General features: G+C 71.3%; 19 protein-coding genes. 7 read left to right on the top strand and 12 right to left on the bottom strand.

The window, feature by feature from the left end; translation table 11 throughout:
* Positions 1-268: 268 nt before the first annotated feature.
* The 4 genes from O0S08_RS14350 to O0S08_RS14335 all read right to left on the bottom strand — a co-directional run bounded on the left by O0S08_RS14350 (position 269) and on the right by O0S08_RS14335 (position 2,980).
* Complete coding sequence (locus O0S08_RS14350) at positions 269-1,819, bottom strand: HEAT repeat domain-containing protein (RefSeq protein WP_269039689.1); 1,551 nt, start codon at positions 1,817-1,819, stop codon at positions 269-271.
* 157 nt (positions 1,820-1,976) lie between these two features.
* Positions 1,977-2,141 carry a hypothetical protein gene (locus tag O0S08_RS14345; RefSeq protein WP_269039688.1) on the bottom strand — a complete coding sequence of 55 codons (165 nt, stop codon included), beginning with the start codon at positions 2,139-2,141 and terminating at the stop codon, positions 1,977-1,979.
* Between the two features lie 9 nt (positions 2,142-2,150).
* Positions 2,151-2,357 (bottom strand): hypothetical protein, encoded by a 207-nt coding sequence (locus O0S08_RS14340; protein WP_269039686.1) that lies wholly within the window; start codon positions 2,355-2,357, stop codon positions 2,151-2,153.
* A 20-nt stretch (positions 2,358-2,377) separates the two neighbouring features.
* Positions 2,378-2,980: a hypothetical protein gene (locus O0S08_RS14335; RefSeq protein WP_269039685.1), complete on the bottom strand. Its 603-nt coding sequence runs from the start codon at positions 2,978-2,980 to the stop codon at positions 2,378-2,380.
* 673 nt (positions 2,981-3,653) lie between these two features.
* Between O0S08_RS14335 and O0S08_RS14330 the strand changes: the two genes are divergently transcribed.
* The 3 genes from O0S08_RS14330 (at position 3,654) to O0S08_RS14320 (ending at position 6,309) form a co-directional block, all read left to right on the top strand.
* A complete protein-coding gene (locus O0S08_RS14330) occupies positions 3,654-4,316 on the top strand; it encodes a hypothetical protein (protein WP_269039684.1) in 663 nt (220 codons plus the stop codon).
* A 176-nt stretch (positions 4,317-4,492) separates the two neighbouring features.
* Positions 4,493-5,599, top strand: a complete 1,107-nt coding sequence (locus O0S08_RS14325) for an ADYC domain-containing protein (RefSeq protein ID WP_269039683.1) — start codon at positions 4,493-4,495, stop codon at positions 5,597-5,599.
* Positions 5,600-5,745: 146 nt separating this feature from the next.
* Positions 5,746-6,309, top strand: coding sequence for a methyltransferase family protein (locus O0S08_RS14320; RefSeq protein ID WP_269039682.1), 564 nt, complete (start codon positions 5,746-5,748; stop codon positions 6,307-6,309).
* 54 nt (positions 6,310-6,363) lie between these two features.
* Here O0S08_RS14320 and O0S08_RS14315 read toward each other — a convergent pair whose 3' ends face one another.
* The 4 genes from O0S08_RS14315 to O0S08_RS14300 all read right to left on the bottom strand — a co-directional run bounded on the left by O0S08_RS14315 (position 6,364) and on the right by O0S08_RS14300 (position 10,000).
* Positions 6,364-6,849, bottom strand: a complete 486-nt coding sequence (locus O0S08_RS14315; RefSeq protein WP_269039681.1) for a hypothetical protein — start codon at positions 6,847-6,849, stop codon at positions 6,364-6,366.
* Between the two features lie 70 nt (positions 6,850-6,919).
* Positions 6,920-8,032, bottom strand: a complete 1,113-nt coding sequence (locus O0S08_RS14310) for a Rieske 2Fe-2S domain-containing protein (protein WP_269039680.1) — start codon at positions 8,030-8,032, stop codon at positions 6,920-6,922.
* 2 nt (positions 8,033-8,034) lie between these two features.
* Positions 8,035-8,553, bottom strand: a complete 519-nt coding sequence (locus O0S08_RS14305) for an EXPERA domain-containing protein (protein ID WP_269039679.1) — start codon at positions 8,551-8,553, stop codon at positions 8,035-8,037.
* Between the two features lie 19 nt (positions 8,554-8,572).
* Positions 8,573-10,000, bottom strand: a complete 1,428-nt coding sequence (locus tag O0S08_RS14300) for a cytochrome P450 (protein WP_269039678.1) — start codon at positions 9,998-10,000, stop codon at positions 8,573-8,575.
* A 109-nt stretch (positions 10,001-10,109) separates the two neighbouring features.
* Between O0S08_RS14300 and O0S08_RS14295 the strand changes: the two genes are divergently transcribed.
* The gene (locus O0S08_RS14295; protein WP_269039677.1) at positions 10,110-11,237 is read left to right on the top strand and encodes a phosphatidylethanolamine N-methyltransferase family domain-containing protein; all 1,128 of its coding nucleotides are present in this window, start codon (positions 10,110-10,112) and stop codon (positions 11,235-11,237) included.
* Positions 11,238-11,313: 76 nt separating this feature from the next.
* On the opposite strand, the gene O0S08_RS14290 is transcribed toward O0S08_RS14295, so the two are convergent.
* Positions 11,314-11,685 (bottom strand): DoxX family protein, encoded by a 372-nt coding sequence (locus O0S08_RS14290; RefSeq protein WP_269039676.1) that lies wholly within the window; start codon positions 11,683-11,685, stop codon positions 11,314-11,316.
* Between the two features lie 71 nt (positions 11,686-11,756).
* On the opposite strand from O0S08_RS14290, the gene O0S08_RS14285 reads away from it, so the two are divergent.
* Positions 11,757-12,557, top strand: a complete 801-nt coding sequence (locus tag O0S08_RS14285) for an enoyl-CoA hydratase-related protein (RefSeq protein ID WP_269039675.1) — start codon at positions 11,757-11,759, stop codon at positions 12,555-12,557.
* Positions 12,558-12,639: 82 nt separating this feature from the next.
* Here O0S08_RS14285 and O0S08_RS14280 read toward each other — a convergent pair whose 3' ends face one another.
* Together O0S08_RS14280 and O0S08_RS14275 are read right to left on the bottom strand one after the other, a co-directional pair.
* Positions 12,640-13,089, bottom strand: a complete 450-nt coding sequence (locus tag O0S08_RS14280; RefSeq protein ID WP_269039674.1) for a hypothetical protein — start codon at positions 13,087-13,089, stop codon at positions 12,640-12,642.
* A gap of 18 nt (positions 13,090-13,107) precedes the next feature.
* Positions 13,108-13,413: a S24/S26 family peptidase gene (locus tag O0S08_RS14275; RefSeq protein ID WP_269039673.1), complete on the bottom strand. Its 306-nt coding sequence runs from the start codon at positions 13,411-13,413 to the stop codon at positions 13,108-13,110.
* Positions 13,414-13,445: 32 nt separating this feature from the next.
* Between O0S08_RS14275 and O0S08_RS14270 the strand changes: the two genes are divergently transcribed.
* Positions 13,446-15,491, top strand: coding sequence for a hypothetical protein (locus tag O0S08_RS14270; protein WP_269039672.1), 2,046 nt, complete (start codon positions 13,446-13,448; stop codon positions 15,489-15,491).
* Between the two features lie 554 nt (positions 15,492-16,045).
* A complete protein-coding gene (locus O0S08_RS14265) occupies positions 16,046-16,807 on the top strand; it encodes a hypothetical protein (RefSeq protein WP_269039671.1) in 762 nt (253 codons plus the stop codon).
* Between the two features lie 192 nt (positions 16,808-16,999).
* On the opposite strand, the gene O0S08_RS14260 is transcribed toward O0S08_RS14265, so the two are convergent.
* Complete coding sequence (locus O0S08_RS14260) at positions 17,000-18,763, bottom strand: TolB-like translocation protein (RefSeq protein WP_269039670.1); 1,764 nt, start codon at positions 18,761-18,763, stop codon at positions 17,000-17,002.
* Between the last annotated feature and the right edge of the window lie 249 nt (positions 18,764-19,012).

Genomic DNA, 19,012 nt, shown 5'->3' with positions numbered 1-19,012 from the left:
AAGAAGCTGCGTCGCACCATGGGCGCGAGGCGGCACGCGAAGGTCAGCAGGGCGATGAAGGAGGGCGGCATCGCCGACCGTACGCTCGCGCCGCGCGCCCGGCTTACACCTGCGTCGCGCGGGGAGCGGGTCGCCCGCGAGCGACCCACCGGTCGACACCGCGCGCAAGCCGGGGGCGTGGATACGAATGGCCTCCAGGACAGGTCCCGAAAGACCTGTCCTCTCGCACCGGCCCTCCGGGACATGTCCCGGAGACCCAATCACCCGCCTACTCGCCGGCGAGCACCTCGCGCGCGCGCTCGCCCGCCGACGAGAACGGCCCGCGGGCGATCTCCTGCAGCAGCGCCTGCGCCTCGCGGGCCGGCATGTGGCCCTCGACGGCGTTGAGCGCCGCCCAGTAGGCCTTCTCGTTGCGGTCGACCGCCAGGCGCTGGCGCAGGAACTGCACCGCCTCGGGCAGCGGCATGAACTTGTCGATCCCGCGCAGCGCGTCGGCGCGGACGGCGTCGTCGGGGTCGTTCACGGCCGTGTGCACGAACAGCTGCCCGAGCTCCGGGTGCTCCTCCATGTTGCAGCCCTGCCACGCCATCGAGCGCCGGACCTCGGACGAGCGGTCGGACAGCAACGTCGACACCAGCTGCGTCAGGCGCTCGTCGGAAGGCAGCCAGTGCAGCCGCTCCGTGATCTCCTTGCGCACGTCGGCGCTCGGGTTGCCCTGCGCGTGCTGCAGGTACGTGCCGAACACCAGGTCGACGCCGCCGTAGTTGTGCGCCAGGGCGATCGCCGACAGGCACTGCGCCTGCACCTCGGGCGACGAGTCCTGCGCGGCCCAGTTCGCCACGAACTGCATCACGTCGAGCTGCTCGACCAGGCTCGCGGTGGCGCCGAACGCGTTCGCTCGCACCGACACGTCGCCGTCCTGGCACAGCTGCAGGATCAGCTCGCGGCGGCCCGGCAGGTCGTGGTCGGCGTCGAGGTAGAGCGCCGTCGCCAGCCGCGCCCGCACCTCGGGCGCCGGGTGCCGCGCCAGCTGCTGCACCAGCGGCATCGCCCCCTCCTCGGCGAACTTGGCCGCCACCGACACGACCTCCTCCATCAAATACGACGGCAGGTCGCGCCCGGCCAGCGTCTCGAGCGCCCGGATGTGCTCCGGCTTGGCGCGGTTGTCGAGCACCGTGCCCCAGGCCGCCAGCGCCGCCCGCCGCACCGAGTCCTCGCGGTGGGTCTCGACCAGCTTGAGCAGGAAGCCGTGGATCCCGGTGAAGTTGTTGTCGCGGTCGTACGCCTCGCACTGCAGCTCGTGCAGCGCGTTCTCCAGGTCGTCGGTGTCGCGCGACGTGAGCCCGGGGAACCGCTCGAGCACCACGTTCTCGCTGTCACCCATCCCGATCAGCGACTTGACTGCGCCCAGCAGCCCGCGCCCGCCGCCGATCACCGTCAGCGGCGCCTCGGCCGAGGGGTCCTTGACGCTCGGGATGTCCGCCGAGGCCACGACCTTGTAGGTGGCGTCCGGCTTGGCGTCCTCGGGGATCTTGCAGCGAAACTCGAACTTGTTGAGGCTGCCCGGCGCGAGGTCGCGGTCCTGCGCGACGACGTTGCTCGCCAGCACCTTGATGTCGATCGACGGCAGCGAGCTGCCCTCCTTCGACTGCACGAGCACCGACACGACGTCGACCTTGAGCGCGGTCAGCTTGAGCGGCTTCTTGCCGCCGGTCAGCGTCAGCGAGCCGGCCACGGTGCCGCCGGGCGGGATCTTGTCGAGGTCGAGCTTCAGCTCGAGCTGTGTTCCACCACCGAAGAGTTTGTTGAGCAGTCCCATGCGTGGCCGGGATGGTATCACCGCGCCCCGCGGCCACACCCCGGCGGAGCGCCGGCTGACCGCATCGCCGGGTCTCATCCTTCCCGACATCCCGGCGGCACTGCCAGTGAGACGTTGTTTAGCCGCGACCACGGAGCCCGCCCGACCCCCGCTAGCATCACTTCGCCGGCAGATCGGCCCCGGGCAGCAGACACGCCGCGTGGCCGAGGATCACGTCGCCCTCGCGGGTCGCCGTCGGCGTCGGCCGCCAGCCGGCAGCGACCCGGGCCGCCAGCAATTCGTCGGCCGTCGGCGCGTGGTCCCAGACGGCGACCGCCGTCACGCCCCCGAGTCACGTCGTGTCGTATACGAGGTGCAGCGCATCCTCGACGTGGACCACCACGTCGTGGGTGTACTCGTCCTGCGTGATCACCTCGACGAGCCGCGCCCCGCCGGCCCCGCACCAGCGAGCCACCGCCGCGAGCGTCCGCTGCGGCTCGACGATCGCCGCGAGCGTGGCGAGCTTGGCAGGATCGAGGCCGACGCGATCGCTGAGCATCTTTTCAGCCTAGCACCGCATCACGACCGCGAGCCGAAGTAGAACCCGACCAGCGCCGCCAGCCCTTGCTCGAGCCCGAGCCGGCCCACCCCGACGGTCGCCGCGTCGGGCAGCACGCCGTAAAACGCGTGGAGCGCCAGCGCGCCGACGGCCACGAGCCCGACGATCGCCCGCATGTCCTCGAGGACACGTGACTGCCCGCCGATGCGCCGCTGCAGCCACCGCGTCACCCGCGTCAGCAGCAGGCCGAGCACGAACGCGGCCGCCAGCGCCAGAGTCACCACCCCGCGCTGCGACGCCGCCCCCTCCTGGCGCAGCACCACCACGCCGACGCCGACCAGCCCCGCGATCAGCAGCAGCCGGATCGATCCGCGCGGCAGCCACAGCGGCGGCGGGCCTGCGGCCGGGTCCTCGGAGGCCCGGGCCCGGGCCGCGAAGTAGTGCCCGAGCACCACGAACAGCAGGCTCTCCAGCGCCTCCGGCGGCGGCCGATCGGGCTCACGCACGAGCAGCCCGCAGACAGTCCCGACCACCCCGAGCGCCAGCAACGCCCGCACGCTGCCGGCAGGCAACCCGAGCGCGTGTCGCCGCCGCCAATCGCTCGCCGCGGATGATTCGCTCACCGCGAGATTGTAGGCCGCGCACGCGCCGGCGAGCATCGACGATTTCGCCCCCTCGTCACGGGCCGCGTGCGATCCTACTACTCGCCTCGCACGACCGCGGACACCGACCCGGACCCGCGAGCCGACCTCCCGGCCTGCTCGCCTCGCCGAGGCTGGTGTGGCGCGACGTCTTGAACGCATCGCCATCGGGCCGGTCGAGCCCGCGGTCGAGGCCGTCGCCGACCGCTGGCGCCGGACAGATCGCGACCTTTCGCCATTCATTCGCTCGCCCAACGGCGCCGCACCGCAATCACATTTCACCGGTCACGCTGAGCACGACTGCCATCATTCACGATCTGCAGCGAGAGAATCGTCGTGTTCACATCCGCTTCGCAAGTGCGAGGATTTGCGCCGCGCAGGGCCGCCGGCCCGCTCGCTCGTCGCGCCTCGGAGCTCGGGTGATACGAGCGTGAACCGTCGGCGTCTTCGCGCGGCTCGTTCGCCGCTGTGAGGCGGCTCGCGCTCGCCCCGCACGGCCCGCCCGCTTCGTCGCCCGCGCGAAGCGGGCTGCCGCCATTGCCAGACCTCGCGCCCGCGCGCGTACGACCGCCGGGCTCACGCCCCGCCTGCGTCCGCTCGGCCTGCTCGTCCGCCGCGTGCGCCTCGGCGCCAGGCCTCGCACGCTCTGCCTGCCATGTCCGCCTGCCTCCGGCTCCTGCCGCTCGCCGTGCTCCTCGGCTGCGCCCACCCCCTCGCGCCTGCGCCCGAAGCCCGGCGCGTCCCTGGCCTGGGCGACGCCGCGATGGCGGAGGACGCCGGCGTCGAGGTCATCGCCTCCGCCAACGCCTGGCGCGGCTTTCCGCCCGATCTCGAGGACGCCGTCACCCCGCTGCTCGTCATCCTCACCAATCGCAGCGACCGCTCGCTCGAGCTGCGCTACGAGCATTTCCGGCTCGTCTCCCCCGGCGGGGTGAATTACGTCGCCCTGCCCCCGTTCCGGATCCACGACACCGTCTACGCCCCGATCGACATGGTCTATCCCGCGACCGGCTTCGGCGTCGCCCCGTACCTCTCGCCGTGGTACCCCGGCTGGTCGGTCTGGAGCGGCCCCTTCCCGTACCGCGGCATGTATTACGACAGCTACTACACCGGTTTTCAGCGGGTCGCCCTGCCGTCCGGCGACATGATCCAAAAAGCCCTCCCCGAGGGCGTCTTGAGCCCTGGCGGGCGGATCACCGGCTACCTCTACTTCGAGCACGTCGAGGACACGCGGCGCGTCGACTTCGTCGCCGACCTCGTCGACGCCGGCACCGGCGAGCCCTTCGGCGCCGTCGAGATCCCGTTCGTCGTCGAATGACGGATCGCCCGCCTCGCAGCCGGTCCGCGGCCCATTTCGAGCGGATCGCTCGACTCGCCGCGGAGCTCGGCGCCGCGACGAACTCAGCCTACCTTTCACTGTCGACAGTGGCCCGAACCGCGCGGCGGCCTCGGCGGCGGTGCTGTTTGCCACGCTCGCCGTGATGCATTGCGACGTTGCGCGAGCCGACCACCGCGATCATGCAGCGGGGACAGGAGTCGAAGATGACCTTGACCCGCGGGATCTCGGTAGTGGCGTGCGTGTGCTCTCTGGCCTCGTGCGATGGTGTGGCGGACCTGGCGGACCCGGCCGTCGAGCTCCGCGAGCAGGTCGGCAACGGCATGGCGCTGAACACGGCCGTGTTGAACGGCATGCGCATGAACGGCATGCGCATGAACGGCATGCGCATGAACGGCATGCGCATGAACGGCATCAACCTCAACGGCATCAACCTCAACGGCCTCAGCCTGACCGGCAGCAGCCTCTCGGCGACCGGGCTCGTGAACGGCGCGCTGCAGCTGTTCACCGGCGCGCAGCTGGTCGGCGCGGTGATCGACCTCGACATCGACGGCGAGCCGTGGAAGCTGCGCTTCGACGACATTTACAAGAATCCCGCCGCCCCGACCAGCGACGTGTGGTTCTACGACATCTCGATCCAGGCCCCCGGTGACCCCGGCTGGGAGAGCCTGTGCTTCGACCACCTCGGTCAGCCGACCCAGGCCATCCCGCTCGCCAACCACTGGGACCTCACCACTGGCGCGCGGATCGTCGATCCGGGCGTCGTCACCTTCGCCTGTCGCGACGCCGTGCTCGCCAAGTGTGTGGAGTGGGGTTACCGGCCGTGGGCCACGGCGGGCTCGACCTCGCTGGCGAACCATCACCAGGCCTGCACCCGCATGGCGCGCGCCGACTACTGCGGCGACGGCACCCCGCACACCTTCACCGGCACGCCGATCGACGTGCTCGACAAGCTGTCCCCGCGGATCCAGGCCGCCGCGACCCTCAGCCGCTCCAACTGGGGCCCCGAGGCCGAGTGGGGCCCGAGCGGCGCCGTCTGCGTGGGCGACATGATGCGCCTCAAGCTGCTCGACGACGCCGGCGTCCCCTACGCCTATCCCGCCTGCCTCGACGCGCTCGACGACTTCAGCTCGTGCGGCAGCCTCCCCGGCAGCCGCGGGGGCCTCCTGGCCAACCGCTTCTGCGACAAGTGGGGCGACCAGCCCCAGCAATGCGCCAGCCACGACGACGACGGCGACGACGACGAGGATGACGAGGACGATTGATCGCAGCGGCGCCGCAATGCGCGGACATGTCCAATGAGACATATCACGCCGCCCCCGCGGCGCGCATCACCGCTCACGCGCCGCACGACCGCGCTCCGTGAGGCGATCGCCTACCCGCCGCGGACGAATCGTGCGACCGTCCTCGCGTGAGCGAGCCGCGCCGACACCCGTCGTTCCGCAGCGCCCGGCCGGCGAGCACCGCCTGGAACGTGGCCAAGACCGCCGCCCAGTCGGCGGTCTTCTGGCTGGTCTTCGTCGGCGCAGGCCCGTGGCTGCTCGTGCGGCTCGAGCACGCGCTCGACCTCGAACCGTGGCACTTCCCCGGCCAGCGCGCGCTGGCGCTCGTCCTGTTCGCGGCGTTCGGCGCGCTCAACCTCGCCAGCGGCCTCGTCATGGCCCGGCACGGCCGCGGCACCCCGCTCCCGCTCGACATGGCCAACGAGCTCGTCGTCGTCGGCCCGTACCGCCACCTGCGCAACCCGATGGCCGTCGGCGGGCTCGGGGCCTGCTTCGCCGTCGGCCTCGGCCTCGGCTCGACCTTCACCGTCCTCTACACGATCGCCGGCGGCCTGATCTGGGACGCCTTCGTGCGACCGCTCGAGGAGCGCGACCTGCACGCGCGCTTCGGCGAGCCCTACGTGCGCTACCGCGACGAGCTGCGCTGCTGGTGGCCGCGGCTCCTGCCGTACCGCGACCCGCGGCGGCCGTAGATCCGGCCCCTGCTCTCAAGGACATGTCCGAGGAGACACCCGGCGACGCCCCGCTCATTCAAGCGTCACCGGCACGGCCTCCGGGCTGTCGAACTCCCGCAGGTGGACCCCGATCCATTCGATCCGGTCGGCGCGCGACAGCACCGCCGGCGCCGCCTCGTTCAGCGCCGCCTCGGCGACGGGCTCGAGCGCCTGGCCGGTGGAGAAGCACAGGCCGTCGACGCCCGCGAACAGCAGCACCTCGTTGAACGGATCGAGCAACAGCTCGCCCTCCACCTCGCCGAGCGTCATTCCGAGGCGCAGCCCCTCGCTCGTCGCGCCCGGGTGCTCCTCGTGGATCCCGATCTGCGTGACGAGCCCGGCCTCGACGAACAGGCTCACATCGCGCGTCGTGAACACCCGCGTATCGCCGCGCTCCTCGACCGCGACGTCGCCGGTCAGCAGCGCCAGCTGCGGCTCGATCGCCTCACCGACGCGAAACGGGCCGATGCTCTCGCCCGGCACGATGCGCAGCTCGTCCTTCTCCGCGGGACCGGTCATCCGGCCCGTATAGCAAGCGCGCGCCCGCCCGTCGAGCGCCGGCGGCGCTCGACGGTGCGCGCGACGGCCCTCAGCGCGCCTCGGCCAGGCGGCCCGAGGACGACGCCAGGTACTCTTCCCACTTGCGGATCGTCAGCGCCTGGAACGCGTGCACGGCCGGGTTCAGCTCGGCGATGGGCGCCTGCCAGTGGCGGTTGTAGCCGTCCTGCTCGGCCTCGACGGCGACTCCGTCCTCCTCGAGCAGCGGCTTGAACACCACGTGCTTGGCGATCCCGAGCACCGGCTCCATCACCTGCCTGGGCATCTGCAGCGGCAGCCCGGGGATCTTGAAGCCGTCGAAGTAGAACAGGAAGAACGCGCGGGTGGTCTGCTCGTCGATCGGCAGGCAGAAGCACCAGTCCTTGATCTTCCCGTCGGTGTCCGACCACTGGTACGGGTATTGATAGCACAACGTCATCGCATTGATGTTGGTGCGCTTCTTGTCGACGAAGATCTTCATCAGCGGCCCGTCGGCCACCTTCGTGTCGTACGACACGTAGACGCGGTCGCCCTCGACGCGCAGTTCGGTCAGCGTCGAGTCGGTGAACGGGCGGTACTTGCGGTGCAGGTACGCGTGGGTGAAGTCGCTGACGTTGTCGATGATCATCGAGTGGTGGGCCTTCCACGTGAAGTCCACCAGCAGCCTGGCCCACGGCTTCGGCCCGTCGAGCTCGGGGATCTCCGGCATCGGCGTCGCGTCGGCGCGGGCCGGGTCGCCGAAGAACACCCACACCAGCCCGTAGCGCTCGCGCACCGGGTAGTGGCGCAGCTCGATCTTCGGCAGCGGCTTGCCGAACAGCTCGTGCGGCACCTTGCACAGCTTGCCGTCGCCGCCGTACTCCCAGCCGTGGTACGGGCACACCACGTTGCAGCCGTGCACGCGCCCGCCCGACAGCTTGAGCTGGCGGTGGGCGCAGCGGTTGTCGACCGCGCGCAGGGCCCCGTCCTCGCCGCGGAACACCGCGACCGAGCGGCGCCAGAACGTCACCTCGATCACCTTGCCCGGCGGCACCGCCTGCGCGTACTCGACCGCGTACCAGTGGTTGGGGTCGAGCCCGGCGGCGCGGACCTTCTGCCGCTTGTTGCGCGCCTCCTCGAAGCTCGGCGGCGGCGCGCGGCCGATCGTGTGCAGCATCTCCGTCATCGTCATCCTCGTCCTGTCTCGAACAGCGGGCGGACCTCGCCCGCGGGCCCGCGCCGCGGCAGCATTCGCCGCAGCAGCGCCAGCGGGAAGAGCACGTAAGGCGCGTAGAGCAGCGCCACCAGCCACGGCACCGTGGGCCGCGGCTCGCCGAAGGTGTGCACCCCGAGGAAGATCACCATCGAGTAGAGCATCACCGACGCGTAGATGATCGCGGGCCAGCGGATCCACTCGCGCCGGCGCACCAGCGCGACCGCCAGCACCGCGTAGAACGGCCCGAACACGAAGGCCGACACCCCCGAGGCGATCTGCAGCCACAGCGGGTTCAGCACGATCAGCGGGTCGTAGGTGCTCCCCCACCAGTAGAAGAAGCCCTTGAGCCCGCTCGTCGCCGGCGCCATCGGCCCCGGCTCTGTCGCCGCCATGCGGTCGAACAGCAGCGACGTGCTGCAGAAGCTGAGCGCGAACACCAGCAGGACGCGGTCGATCCAGCGCATCGGGACATGTCCCTCGTGACCTGTCACGGCCGCCATGTCCTCTGGGTCATGCCCCCGCGGACTGCTTGCCGACCCGGCGGTAGCGGATCCGGCACGGCGGGCGCGGGCCGACGATCAGGTTGGTGTAGTCGACCGGGTAGCTCGGGTCGAGCAGGTCGAACTCGAAGTTGCGCAGCAGGTGGCTCCACAGCGCGCGCAGCTGCAGCTGGGCGAACACGATGCCCATGCAGCGGTGGCGGCCGGCCCCGAACGCGATGTGGCCGTACGGCCAGCGCTTGTCCTCCTCGCGGCCCGGCATGAAGCGGTCGGGGTCGAAGCGGTGCGGCTCGGGGAAGATCTCCGGCACGCGCTGACCGGCCGCCGGCGAGGCGATGATCATGCTGCCCTCGGGCACGTGCTTGCCCTGGAACTCGAACGCCTTGAGCACGCGGCGCATCACCAGGATGATCGGCGGGTACAGCCGCAGGGCCTCCTTGATGGTGGCCTCGAGCAGCTTCATCTTCTGGAGGTCGTCGTAGGTGATGCGCTCGCGGTCGCCGAGGATCTCGCGCTGCTCGGCGACCAGGCGGCGGAAGATGTGCGGGTGCTGGGCCAGCAGCACGGCGATCCACGAGAAGGTCACGCCGCTGGTGTGGTGGCCGGCGAACATGATCGTCAGGATGAGGCCCGTGATCTCGTCGACCGTCAGCTTGCGCCCGTCGGCGTAGCTCGACTCGACCAGCGTCTGCAGGATGTCCTCGTGGCCGTGCGCGTCGGAGCGCCGCTCCGCGACGATCTTCTCGATCAGCTCGACCATCTTGACGCGGGCCTTGTCGCGCCGGCGCATCGCCGGCAGCGGCAGGTACGGCGCGAAGAACGAGATCACGTTGATCCCGCCCTCGAGGTCGGCGTACAGCTCGGAGAACTCCTTGCTGAGCTTGAACCGCATCTTGTCGCCCAGCAGGCAGCGCGTCGAGGTGTAGAGCGTCACCTCGTTGCCGACCTCGAGCATGTTGACCTCGCCGGCCTGGCCCCACTGGCCGAAGAAGTGCTCCGACTCGGCGATGAACCCGTCGGTGTAGGTGCGCAGCCGGGACTCGCGCAGCGCCCCGTGGAAGAAGCCCAGCTGCTCCTTCATGATCTGCGGCTCGGCGTCGTAGGCGATGCCCTTGCCGAACACCGGCGTCATCAGCTGGTACGCCTCGCGCTGGCTGACCTCGTCGTCGCGGAAGCGGAAGTACTTCTCCTGCGCCGCGTGCCCCGTCATCACCACGCCGAGCGTGCCCGGCAGGCGCACGCAGAAGATGTCGCCGAACATGTCGCGCCCGCGCTGCACCATCGCCACCGGGTTCGAGCGCAGCTCGGACGCGTGGCCGACGAACGGCAGGCCGCCCGGCAACATGGGCGGCAGGTTGGGGAGGTCGAGCGGGAGCGGGCGCAGGGTCGACAGCAACGTCGTCGCCGTCTGACGCACGTGTTCGGGGACCGTGAACATCGAGGGGCAAGCTACCGCAAGCCCCCGCGCCCGCGCCCGCACGCCGCCTGTGAGAGAACTTCACGCGTCTTCGCCGCGGACGCAGGCGGTCCTCGGGTACAGATCGCCCATGCTTTCGACAGCGATGGACGCCGCCGTCGCGGCGCTCGGTGACGTCACGGTAGGCCGCGTCGCGTGGGCCACGGCCGCCTACGCCGCGTTCTTCCTGGCCCTGCTGACGGCCGCGCGCGTGCTCCCGGGCGCGCTCGTTCAGGGCTTTCCCCAGCCCGACGGCCGCCGCAAACACTACGTCCTCAACGGCCTGGGTCTGTTCGTCCTCACGCACATGATCGTGATCGGGGCCACACTGCTGTGCGGGGCCTCGATCGCGCCGATCGTCACCGCGTGGTTCTGGCCGCTCTTCATCGGCGCCAATTTGTTCTCGGCCGCGTGGACCCTCGTCCTCTACGTCGGCGGCATGCAGCGTGGCGGGCCGGAGGCCAGCGCCGGCCGCGGCCTCGTCCACGACCTGTGGATGGGCGTCGAGCTCAACCCCACCTGGCGCGGCGTCGACCTCAAGACCTTCGCCTATCAACCGTCGCTGATCGGCCTCGGCCTCCTCGTCGCCGCCTTCGCCGTCGCCCAGGTCGAGCTGCACGGCACCCTCACCCCGCAGATGGCCCTCTGGGCCGCGTTCTGGTGGCTCTACCTGTTCACCCACTTCCGCGCCGAGGCCGGCGTCCTGTCGATGTGGGACATCATCGCCGAGAAGTTCGGCTTCATGCTCGTGTGGGGCGACCTCGTGCTGGTCCCGTTCTTCTACTGCGCCGCGGGATGGGTCCTGCTCGACCAGACCGAGCCCGCTTCCTGGCCCGTGCTCGCCGCGATCGCCGGCGTGTACGCGCTCGGCCTGTGGATCTTCCGCGGCGCCAACAAGCAGAAGCACACCTTCAAGCTCGACCCGTCGGCGCCGATCTGGGGCGAGCGCCCGCGCCTCGTCGGCGGCCGCCTGCTCGTGTCCGGCTGGTGGGGCTTCGGCCGCAAGATCAACTACACCGGCGAGCTCATGGTCTACTTCGCCATCGCCGCCACCGCCGGCTGCGCCAGTATCGTCCCGTTCCTGGTCCCGATCTGGCTGCTGTGCCTCCTCGTCCACCGCGCCTGGCGCGACGAGCAGCGCTGCGCCGCCAAGTACGGCCCGGTCTGGGACGAGTACTGCCGCGTCGCCCGCTTCCGCATGTTCCCCGGGGTGTATTGATTCGCTCGCGTCCGGCGGCGCTCCTCACATTCCCGGCGCGCACCAATCCTCGCACCCCGCCTCGACGCGCGGCCGATCAATCGCGCGTCAGCCACCACGCCCACGCCAGCAGCACCAGCTGCAGCGGCACGCGCACCCACAGGGCCGTCGGCGACGCCGGCAGGCCCTCGACCTGCACCCCGGCCATCGCGTGGTGGATGTTGGCCGGCCACATCGCCAGCAGCAGCGCGAACACCCCCCAGGCCGCGACCTTGCGCGTGCGCGGGATCGACAGCCCGAGCCCGCCGGCGATCTCCAGCGCCCCCGTGAGCAGCACCAGCTCGTAATGCCACGGCAGGTACGGCGGCATGATCGCCATGAACCGGTCCGGGATCACGAAGTGACCCACCCCGGCCGCCAGCATCACCGCCGCCAGCACGATCGACAGCACCCGCTTCGTCGCCGACACGCCGGCCAGTGTGACAGATCGCCGCCCGCGTCACACCGGCGGGCGCCCCCGCTCGCGCTACCCTGCCGCGCATGGAGCTCACCGACGTCCGCTACGAACTCGAGGGTGCCATCGCCCTCGTCACCCTCGATCGCCCGGCCGCGCGCAACGCCTACAGCGAGGCGATGGTCGAGAGCCTCGTGCACGCGATCGACCTCGCCGAGCGCGACGACGCGGTGCGCTGCGTGATCCTCACGGGCGCCGGCCCGGCCTTCTCCGCCGGCGGCGACCTCAAGCGGATGCTGAACAAGGAGGGCATGTTCGCCGGCGGGGCGGCCGAGCTGCGCCGCCGCTACATCGACGGGATCCAGCGGATCTCCCGGCGCCTGGCGCTGGCGGACAAGCCGATCGTGGCCGCCCTCAACGGCCCTGCGATCGGCGCCGGCCTCGACCTCGCGTGCATGTGCGACCTCCGGCTGGCCGCCCGCGGGGCCCAGTTCGGCTCGACCTTCGTCAAGGTCGGCCTCGTCCCCGGCGACGGCGGCGCCTACTTCCTGGCCCGCGCGATCGGCTTCTCGCGCGCGCTCGAGCTCATGCTCACCGCCCGCGTCATCGACTGCGACGAGGCCCTGCGGCTCGGCCTCGTCCACCGCGTCGTCGAGCCCGACGAGCTGCTCCCCGCCGCCCGCGCCCTCGCCTCCGAGCTCGCCGCCCTGCCCCCCGTCGCCCTCCGCCTGACCAAGCGCGCCGCCTACCGCAGCCTCGACGTCGGCCTCGACGCCGCCCTCGAGCTCGCCGCCACCTATCAAGGCGTCGCCCAGAACACCGCCGACCACCGCGAGGCCGTCGCCGCCATGCTCGAGCGCCGCCCGCCCCGCTTCACCGGCGAGTGACGAGAATCACTGGACATGTCCCCATGGGCATGTGTATCCGGACATGCCCCTTCAAACATGTCCTTGAAGCCATCGACGGGCCTCAGATCCCGAAGCAGTGCACCGCCCCGTCGACCTCGTCCGGGCAGTCGCCGCCGTTGCACGCGTCGGGAGTGTTGCCCCCGCACAGCGGCTGGCAGGCCTCCGCGCACGGATAGCCGGCGACGCACCCGTTCGGGTTGGGCTCGCACGAGGTCGCGTAGTTCGAGCACAGCCCGTCGAAGAGCTGCACGCACACCTCGTCGTCGGCGCAGCCGCACGGGTTGCCGCTGCCGGTCGTCGCCGTGCCGGTCGTGCTGGTCGGCGCGGCCGTCGTGCTCCCGGTCGTCGTGCTCGCGGCGGTCGATTCGTCGGTGCTGCTCCCGGTCGTCGTGCTCGTGGCGGTCGAACTCGACCCCGTCGTGGCGCTCGTGGTGTCAGGCCCGGAACCGCACGCGGCGACCAGGGCGAAGGCGAGCACATGGAGACGACGGGACGAGGGCCAGCGGAGCATGCTCTCAGGATACGACCGTCACGGCTCGACGCCGATCAATCGCCCGAAGATCGCGTGCCCGCCGATCCAGCCGTTGATCTTCCCGTGGTTGTTGCCGATCTGGTAGCGCCCGTCGTCGGCGATCGCCTTGACGATGTGAAGGTAGTCGTCCCCGCGGATCGTGCACAGCACGACGTCGCCGACCTCGAGCTTGTCCAGCTCGATCGGCTCGACGGTGCACAGCTGACCCGACTTGATCCGCGGCGTCATCGAGTTCCCGTGGGGTCGGAACTTGACAGTCGTGCCTGCGCGCAGCTTCTCGATGTGATAACGGGCCCAGCCCATGACGCGCCGAGGATGCCTGCTTTCACCGCCGCATGCATCTGCGTATCCTCCGCGGCATGCCGGCCCCGCCCGACCTGCGCGCCCTGCTCGACACCTTCTTCGCCCCTGCCCCCGCGACCGGCCCCGTCGAGCTCCTGCGCGCCGCGGCCGAGCTGCGCGCGCGCTCGAGCGGCGCGCTCACGAGCGCGGCGATGCTCGAGCTCCGCCGCCCGGTCGACGGCGGCGCATGGTGCCAGCGCCTGTTCGGCCCGCTGGAGTCGCTGCGCTGCCGCTGCTGCCGGCTCGTCGGCGCGGAGCACCGTGGCGAGACCTGCGAGCGCTGCCACGTCCTCTGCACCGACGAACCGCTGCGCGAGCAGCGGGTCGCCCACGTCGACGTCCCCTTCGGCATCGTCCACCCCGCCCTGGCGCCGCGGATCGCCGCCCTGCTCGGCCTCTCGCCGGAAGAGCTCCGCGCGGTCCTCCTCTTCGAGTCCGTCATCGTCCTCGCCGACGGCCGACTCGCCCCGCAGGACGACCCCGACGTCGACTGGAACGACGAGCTGTCCTACGAGACAGGTGTGGCCGCAGTGCGCCGGCGCCTCGCCGCAGTCGTCGACCCCGAGCTCGCCGCCGCCGGCCTGTCCGCCGCGGCCCTCGTGCTCACCAGCGTGCCCGTGCCGCCGCCGGGCGAGCGCCCGCTGTACCACGAGCCGTACCTCGACGAGGATCGATGGTTCCGCGCGCTGTGGTCGGAGCGGGTCGGCCGCGACAACGAGGCGATCATGGCCTTCACCGCCCGGGCCCTCCGCGGCGTCCGCCTGCTCGAGCTCGGGGCGCCGAAGCTCCTCCTCGACCGCGACTGCGCCGCCGCCCAGCAGGCCTTCGAGGCCATGCGCGACCTGCTCGCGCGCCCGCCCGGCGACCCCGCCCGCGCCCCCGAACCGCTCTCCGGCTGGCATCCTGCCCCCCTGCGCGGCGAGGACGAGGACCACGTCCCCGGTACCCTCTACCCCTTCCGCCTCGCCGGCGCGCCCGCAGTGGGCGACGCCCACGACCGCTACGTCCATCACCGCGCCCCGCACCGCCCGGAGGTCCCCCGCGCCTGCGTCCTCGCCGAGGGCGACCGCGCCCTGGTCCAGCTCGGCTACCTGATGCTGCTCGTCCACTGGCCCACGGGACATGTCCTGTGGACCATACCCGCGACCGAGGCCAGGCTGCTCGGCGCCCGCGGCGACTGGGCCCTGTTCGGCGCCAAGTACGGCCGCCAGCTCGACCTCGAGGACCCGACCGTGCTGCGCGGCCTGTACGCCCTCGACCTGAACTCCTGGACATGGCTCGAAGGACATTACCCCGAGGACATGCCGGCGATCTTCGTCGAGAAGGACGAGCCCGAGGACGCCTGGCTGACCGACTGGCGCGGCCAGCGGGGGGCGCCCGGCGCCGAGGACTGCTCGGGCGACCGCGCCGACGAGTGGACCCGCAGCCCCGACCACCGCTACATCTGGATGTCGTCCGCCCCGGACGACGGCGCGATCCTCGACACCGAGCGCGGCGTCGCGGTCCTGATGCTCAGCCACATGCGCGAGCCCGCCGGCGCCGACGTCCCGACCGTCGCCCTCACCGGCCCCGAACGCGACGGTTACGACGAGATCGAGGACCAGGTCGGCTCCGGCATCGCCATCGCCCGTCCGCGCGGCGAGTGGCGGACCCTGCTGCCCGACGGCCGCCTGCGCCGCGAGGGCCGGGTCGCGCTCGAGTTCACCGCGGCGGCGATCGAGTGCGCCGCCTTCGACCCGACCGGCGATCGCCTGCTCCTCGTCAACCGCGACGCCCTCCACGTCGTCGACGTCGAGCGCGGCCTGCTGCTCGCCCGGCTCGACCTGCGCCCGCTCGCGCCCGCCCTGGCGCTGCCCGAGTCGCTCCCCCGCGAGCTCGCCGACCTCGTCCTCGCCCACCACGGCACCCTCGCCGCGGCCCTCGCCCAGCCCGACGAGCACCTCCAAGCGCTCGGCCTCGAGGCCGAGCAGGTCGCCGCCCTCCGCGCCGAGCCCGCGCCGCCTTCGATCCCGTACATGCTCGAATGGACATGCCCATGACGACATGCCCTTTTGCTCATGTCCTCATGGACATTCCCGAGCTGCATCCGCGCCCGCGGCCGTCACCCGTCGCGCGGTGGCAGCGGCCGCAAGTCCCCCGGTTGATGCGCCGGGTCCGTCACCCGCAGGGGCGACCCGGGCGCGGCCAGGTGGACCTGGGACCCCGGGTTGATGGCACCGGTCGTCGCGGCCGTCGACGGTAGCCTCGGCGGCCCGGAGCATCGATCGTCCTGTCGATCGCGGGTGTCCCTCCGCAGGAAGTGACAGCAGGTCTCACGCTTGTCGAGCTTCGACGAGACCGCAGCGCTCGCATCCGCCGGCACCGGTCAGCCTCCTCGCCCGCGTGTTTGCCGTCGACGTCACCGTCTGTCGGAAGTGCGACCACACCTGCAGCTCGCGGCGCGACGGCGATCGGGTCCGCGCCAGGGTGCCCCCTCCATGCGAAACCCGCGCGCCGACGACGCGGCGAATTCGCGGATTCTCGTCGACTTGCCCGCGGGGCTGCGATCGATCATTCTCCACACTTCATGCTTCGACTTACTTGTTGCCTTACCTTGACCCTGATTGCCGCCTGCGACCCTGCCAAGAACGACACCGACGACGGCTCTTCGACCTCGTCGAGCACCTCGAGCTCGTCGACCGCCGACGCGACCGATTCGACCGGCGCGACCGAGTCGACCGACGCCATCGACCCGACCGAGTCGACCGAGTCGACCGACGCGACCGCCTCGAACACCAGCCCCGACACCTCCGACCCGACGCCGGACACCACCGGCACCACCGGCACCGAGGCGGACGAGTTCGGCTTCATCTGTGTGGAGCTGGCGAAGGCCGAGAGCGAGGAGAGCGACCCGTTCGCAGGCACGGCCACGATCTACCTCACCCTCGAGCTAGAGCCCTGCCTGAACGACTTCTACACGACGCACCCCGAATACGCGGACGGGCCCGAGGGGACGGCGGTGTTGCAGGAGTGGGCGGGCCGGCTGTGCAGCGAGCCCGTTGCTGGGCTGGTGCCCTGCGAGGTCGATCAATTCGAGTACAACATGTCCGAGGGCCACCCGATCCAGATCGGCGTGGCATACAAGGTGCTCGACGCCGCCCAGATCGACGGGCGTACGCTGCTGTGGGGTCCGGCCCCGCTGGCGGAGCTCGCCGGCTGCGAGCCGACGGCGCGGTTCACTGCGCCGGTCAGCGTGCAAGGCTTCCCCGACGGGGGCGGGCCGCTGTGGTCGGCGCAGAGCTGGGAGAACCCGGTCGGGCTGGTCAAATCCGAGGCCAACGGGTGCATCCAGGTCGCGGTGGCGAAGACGCCCTGACGCCCGACCCGCGCGCCCGGACCGCTCTCGGGCTGGCATCCGGCCCCTCTGCGCGGCGAGGACGGGGACCATGTCCCCGGCACCCTCGATCCCTCCCGCCTCGCCGGCGCGCCCGACCAGCTCGAAAGGGCATGTCCATGAGAACATGGCCTCTTGCTCATGTCCTCATGGACATTCCCGATGCGACAGCCGTCACCCGTCGCTCGGGGGCAGCACTCGCAGGTCCCGCGGCTGATGGGCCGGATCGGTCACTTGCAAGACGACCCCGGGCGCGGCCAGGTCGACCTGGAACCCGGGGTTCAGGAAGCCCTCCTCGTACACCTCCTGCACGGTGTAGAACGCCCGCTGCCCGTCGGCGCTGAACGCCCGCGTGCCCGCCCCGAACTTCTGGCCGTCTTGCAGCGGCGCGCCCACTTCGATCGGCGCGCCCGGGGCCGCCAGATCGACGAGCCACAGGTGCCAGGGCGGCGTCGCCTCGTTCGGGCCGACGTAGAGGAGCTTGGAGCCGTCGTCGTCGAACCCGAAGAAGCCGGGGATCGTGCCGCCCTGCGGCAGCGGCGGGTTGACCCGCACCGGCGCCGGCGGCTGGTCGAGGCGCACCATCCACAGGTCGTCGCCGCCGTCGGCCGTCGCCTGCGAGAGGTAGAGCAGCAGCGCCGGATCGGGCCCGAAGATGACCCCGTGAAGCTGCCCCTCGGCCGTCGGCGAGGCCAGCTTCACCGGCGCCGAGGGCACGGGCCCGCCGAGGTCGACCGCGAACAGCTCGAGCGCGTCCGGGGCGGTTTCGGCGTAGTACACGGCGAAGCGGCCGTCGGGCGAGAACCCGTCGTCCTTCGAGCTCACCCGGCCCGGCACGTCGTGCAGCGGCACCAGCGGACCCGCGGTCGGGCCGTCGATGGTGAAGAACGACAGGTCGCCGAGGCCATCGGCGCCCGTCCAGTTCAGGCCTCCCGTCATGTCCTCGCGGTACTGACCGTTCTGAAGCTCCACCGGCTGCCCGGGCGGATCGCTCGTCATGTCGATCGCGCGGGTCCCCGTGATCGAGGTGAGGTCTGCGCCGTACCTGTAATAGAGCGTGGCGCCGTCCGGCGAGAACCACGCCTCGTGCACGAACGCCTCGTCCGCCGGCACCTCGCTGGTCAGCGCGATCGCCTCGCCGGCGTCGCCGGGCGCCGCTCCGGCCAGGAACAATTGCCCGACCTCGTCGCCGTCCGGATCGCCGGAGTAGACGACCCGCGAATCATCCGGCGACCACGCGAAGCCCCGGCCGTCGATGCCGCCGCCCGGCGCCAGCGGCAGGTTCCACGCCTCGGGCACGCAGGTCCCGTCGGCCCCCACGTCGCACAGGTAGATCTGCGCGCCGACCCCGTCATCGGAGGTGCGGCGCAGCGCCAGCCGGCTCTCGTCTCCGCTCCACCACGTGCCCAGGACCTGAAACCCCGGCTCGCCCGCCAGCTCGACCCGCACCGGATCGCCGGGCAGGGGCCCGGACATGTCGACCAGCCAGACCTCCTCTCCGAGCCGCGGATGCGCCGCGACGAGGAGCATCCATCGCTGCGACGGCGACAGCCGGCCGGGGAACGGCAAGTGCCAGCCGGCCGGCAAGTTGTGATCGATGAGCACCGCCGGCCCCGGCTCCGGCCCGGTGCAATCGACGAAGTACATGTCGACGCCGACCTCGTTATCATCGGCGTAGATCACCCGCGCGGCTCCGGCCCCGTCGCCCGGATCCTCCCCCGTGGTGCCGGTCGTCGTCGGCGCCTCGCCCGTGGTCGGCGTCTCGCCCGTCGTGCTCGACTCCGCCCCCGTGGTCGGGCTCGTGCCCGGCTCCTCCGTGGTGCTCGCAGTCGGCTCCGTGCTCGCGTCCGTCGATGGCTCCTCGCTGGTGTTCGCCGTATCGCCCGGGCAGCCCGCCGCAGCGGCCAGGATTCCCAGCATCGTCAGGGTTCGCGTCATGGTGATCTCTCCGCTCACACGGAGTAACCAGGCCAGCGCGGCGAATTGCGGCACCACGAAGAATTGTCGCCAGGCCGAACTGGGGGTATTCACCGACAGGCGCGCCGCTGTCCACCCTCGCATGCCCCTTGTATCAGCGACTCTGGTTCGCAGGCAGCCACGAGCGCTCGGCGCCATGTATGTTCAATTGGACATGCCGAATTGAACATGCCCTCAAGGACATATCCTTCAAGACAGCCATCCATCACG

It is taken from the genome of Nannocystis punicea (assembly GCF_026965555.1).
Lineage (GTDB): Bacteria > Myxococcota_A > Polyangia > Nannocystales > Nannocystaceae > Nannocystis > Nannocystis punicea.
Note: the sequence above shows the minus strand (reverse complement) of the source record. Positions and strands in the feature narration are given on the sequence as shown.

What these genes read in the sequence shown, in the direction of transcription:
- O0S08_RS14350 (WP_269039689.1), bottom strand. Translation starts at nt 1,819, where the DNA reads ATGGGACTGCTCAACAAACTCTTCGGTGGTGGAACACAGCTCGAGCTG.
- O0S08_RS14340 (WP_269039686.1), bottom strand. Translation starts at nt 2,357, where the DNA reads ATGCTCAGCGATCGCGTCGGCCTCGATCCTGCCAAGCTCGCCACGCTC.
- O0S08_RS14330 (WP_269039684.1), top strand. Translation starts at nt 3,654, where the DNA reads ATGTCCGCCTGCCTCCGGCTCCTGCCGCTCGCCGTGCTCCTCGGCTGC.
- O0S08_RS14315 (WP_269039681.1), bottom strand. Translation starts at nt 6,849, where the DNA reads ATGACCGGTCCCGCGGAGAAGGACGAGCTGCGCATCGTGCCGGGCGAG.
- O0S08_RS14310 (WP_269039680.1), bottom strand. Translation starts at nt 8,032, where the DNA reads ATGACGGAGATGCTGCACACGATCGGCCGCGCGCCGCCGCCGAGCTTC.
- O0S08_RS14300 (WP_269039678.1), bottom strand. Translation starts at nt 10,000, where the DNA reads ATGTTCACGGTCCCCGAACACGTGCGTCAGACGGCGACGACGTTGCTG.
- O0S08_RS14295 (WP_269039677.1), top strand. Translation starts at nt 10,110, where the DNA reads ATGCTTTCGACAGCGATGGACGCCGCCGTCGCGGCGCTCGGTGACGTC.
- O0S08_RS14285 (WP_269039675.1), top strand. Translation starts at nt 11,757, where the DNA reads ATGGAGCTCACCGACGTCCGCTACGAACTCGAGGGTGCCATCGCCCTC.
- O0S08_RS14280 (WP_269039674.1), bottom strand. Translation starts at nt 13,089, where the DNA reads ATGCTCCGCTGGCCCTCGTCCCGTCGTCTCCATGTGCTCGCCTTCGCC.
- O0S08_RS14275 (WP_269039673.1), bottom strand. Translation starts at nt 13,413, where the DNA reads ATGGGCTGGGCCCGTTATCACATCGAGAAGCTGCGCGCAGGCACGACT.
- O0S08_RS14270 (WP_269039672.1), top strand. Translation starts at nt 13,446, where the DNA reads ATGCATCTGCGTATCCTCCGCGGCATGCCGGCCCCGCCCGACCTGCGC.
- O0S08_RS14260 (WP_269039670.1), bottom strand. Translation starts at nt 18,763, where the DNA reads ATGACGCGAACCCTGACGATGCTGGGAATCCTGGCCGCTGCGGCGGGC.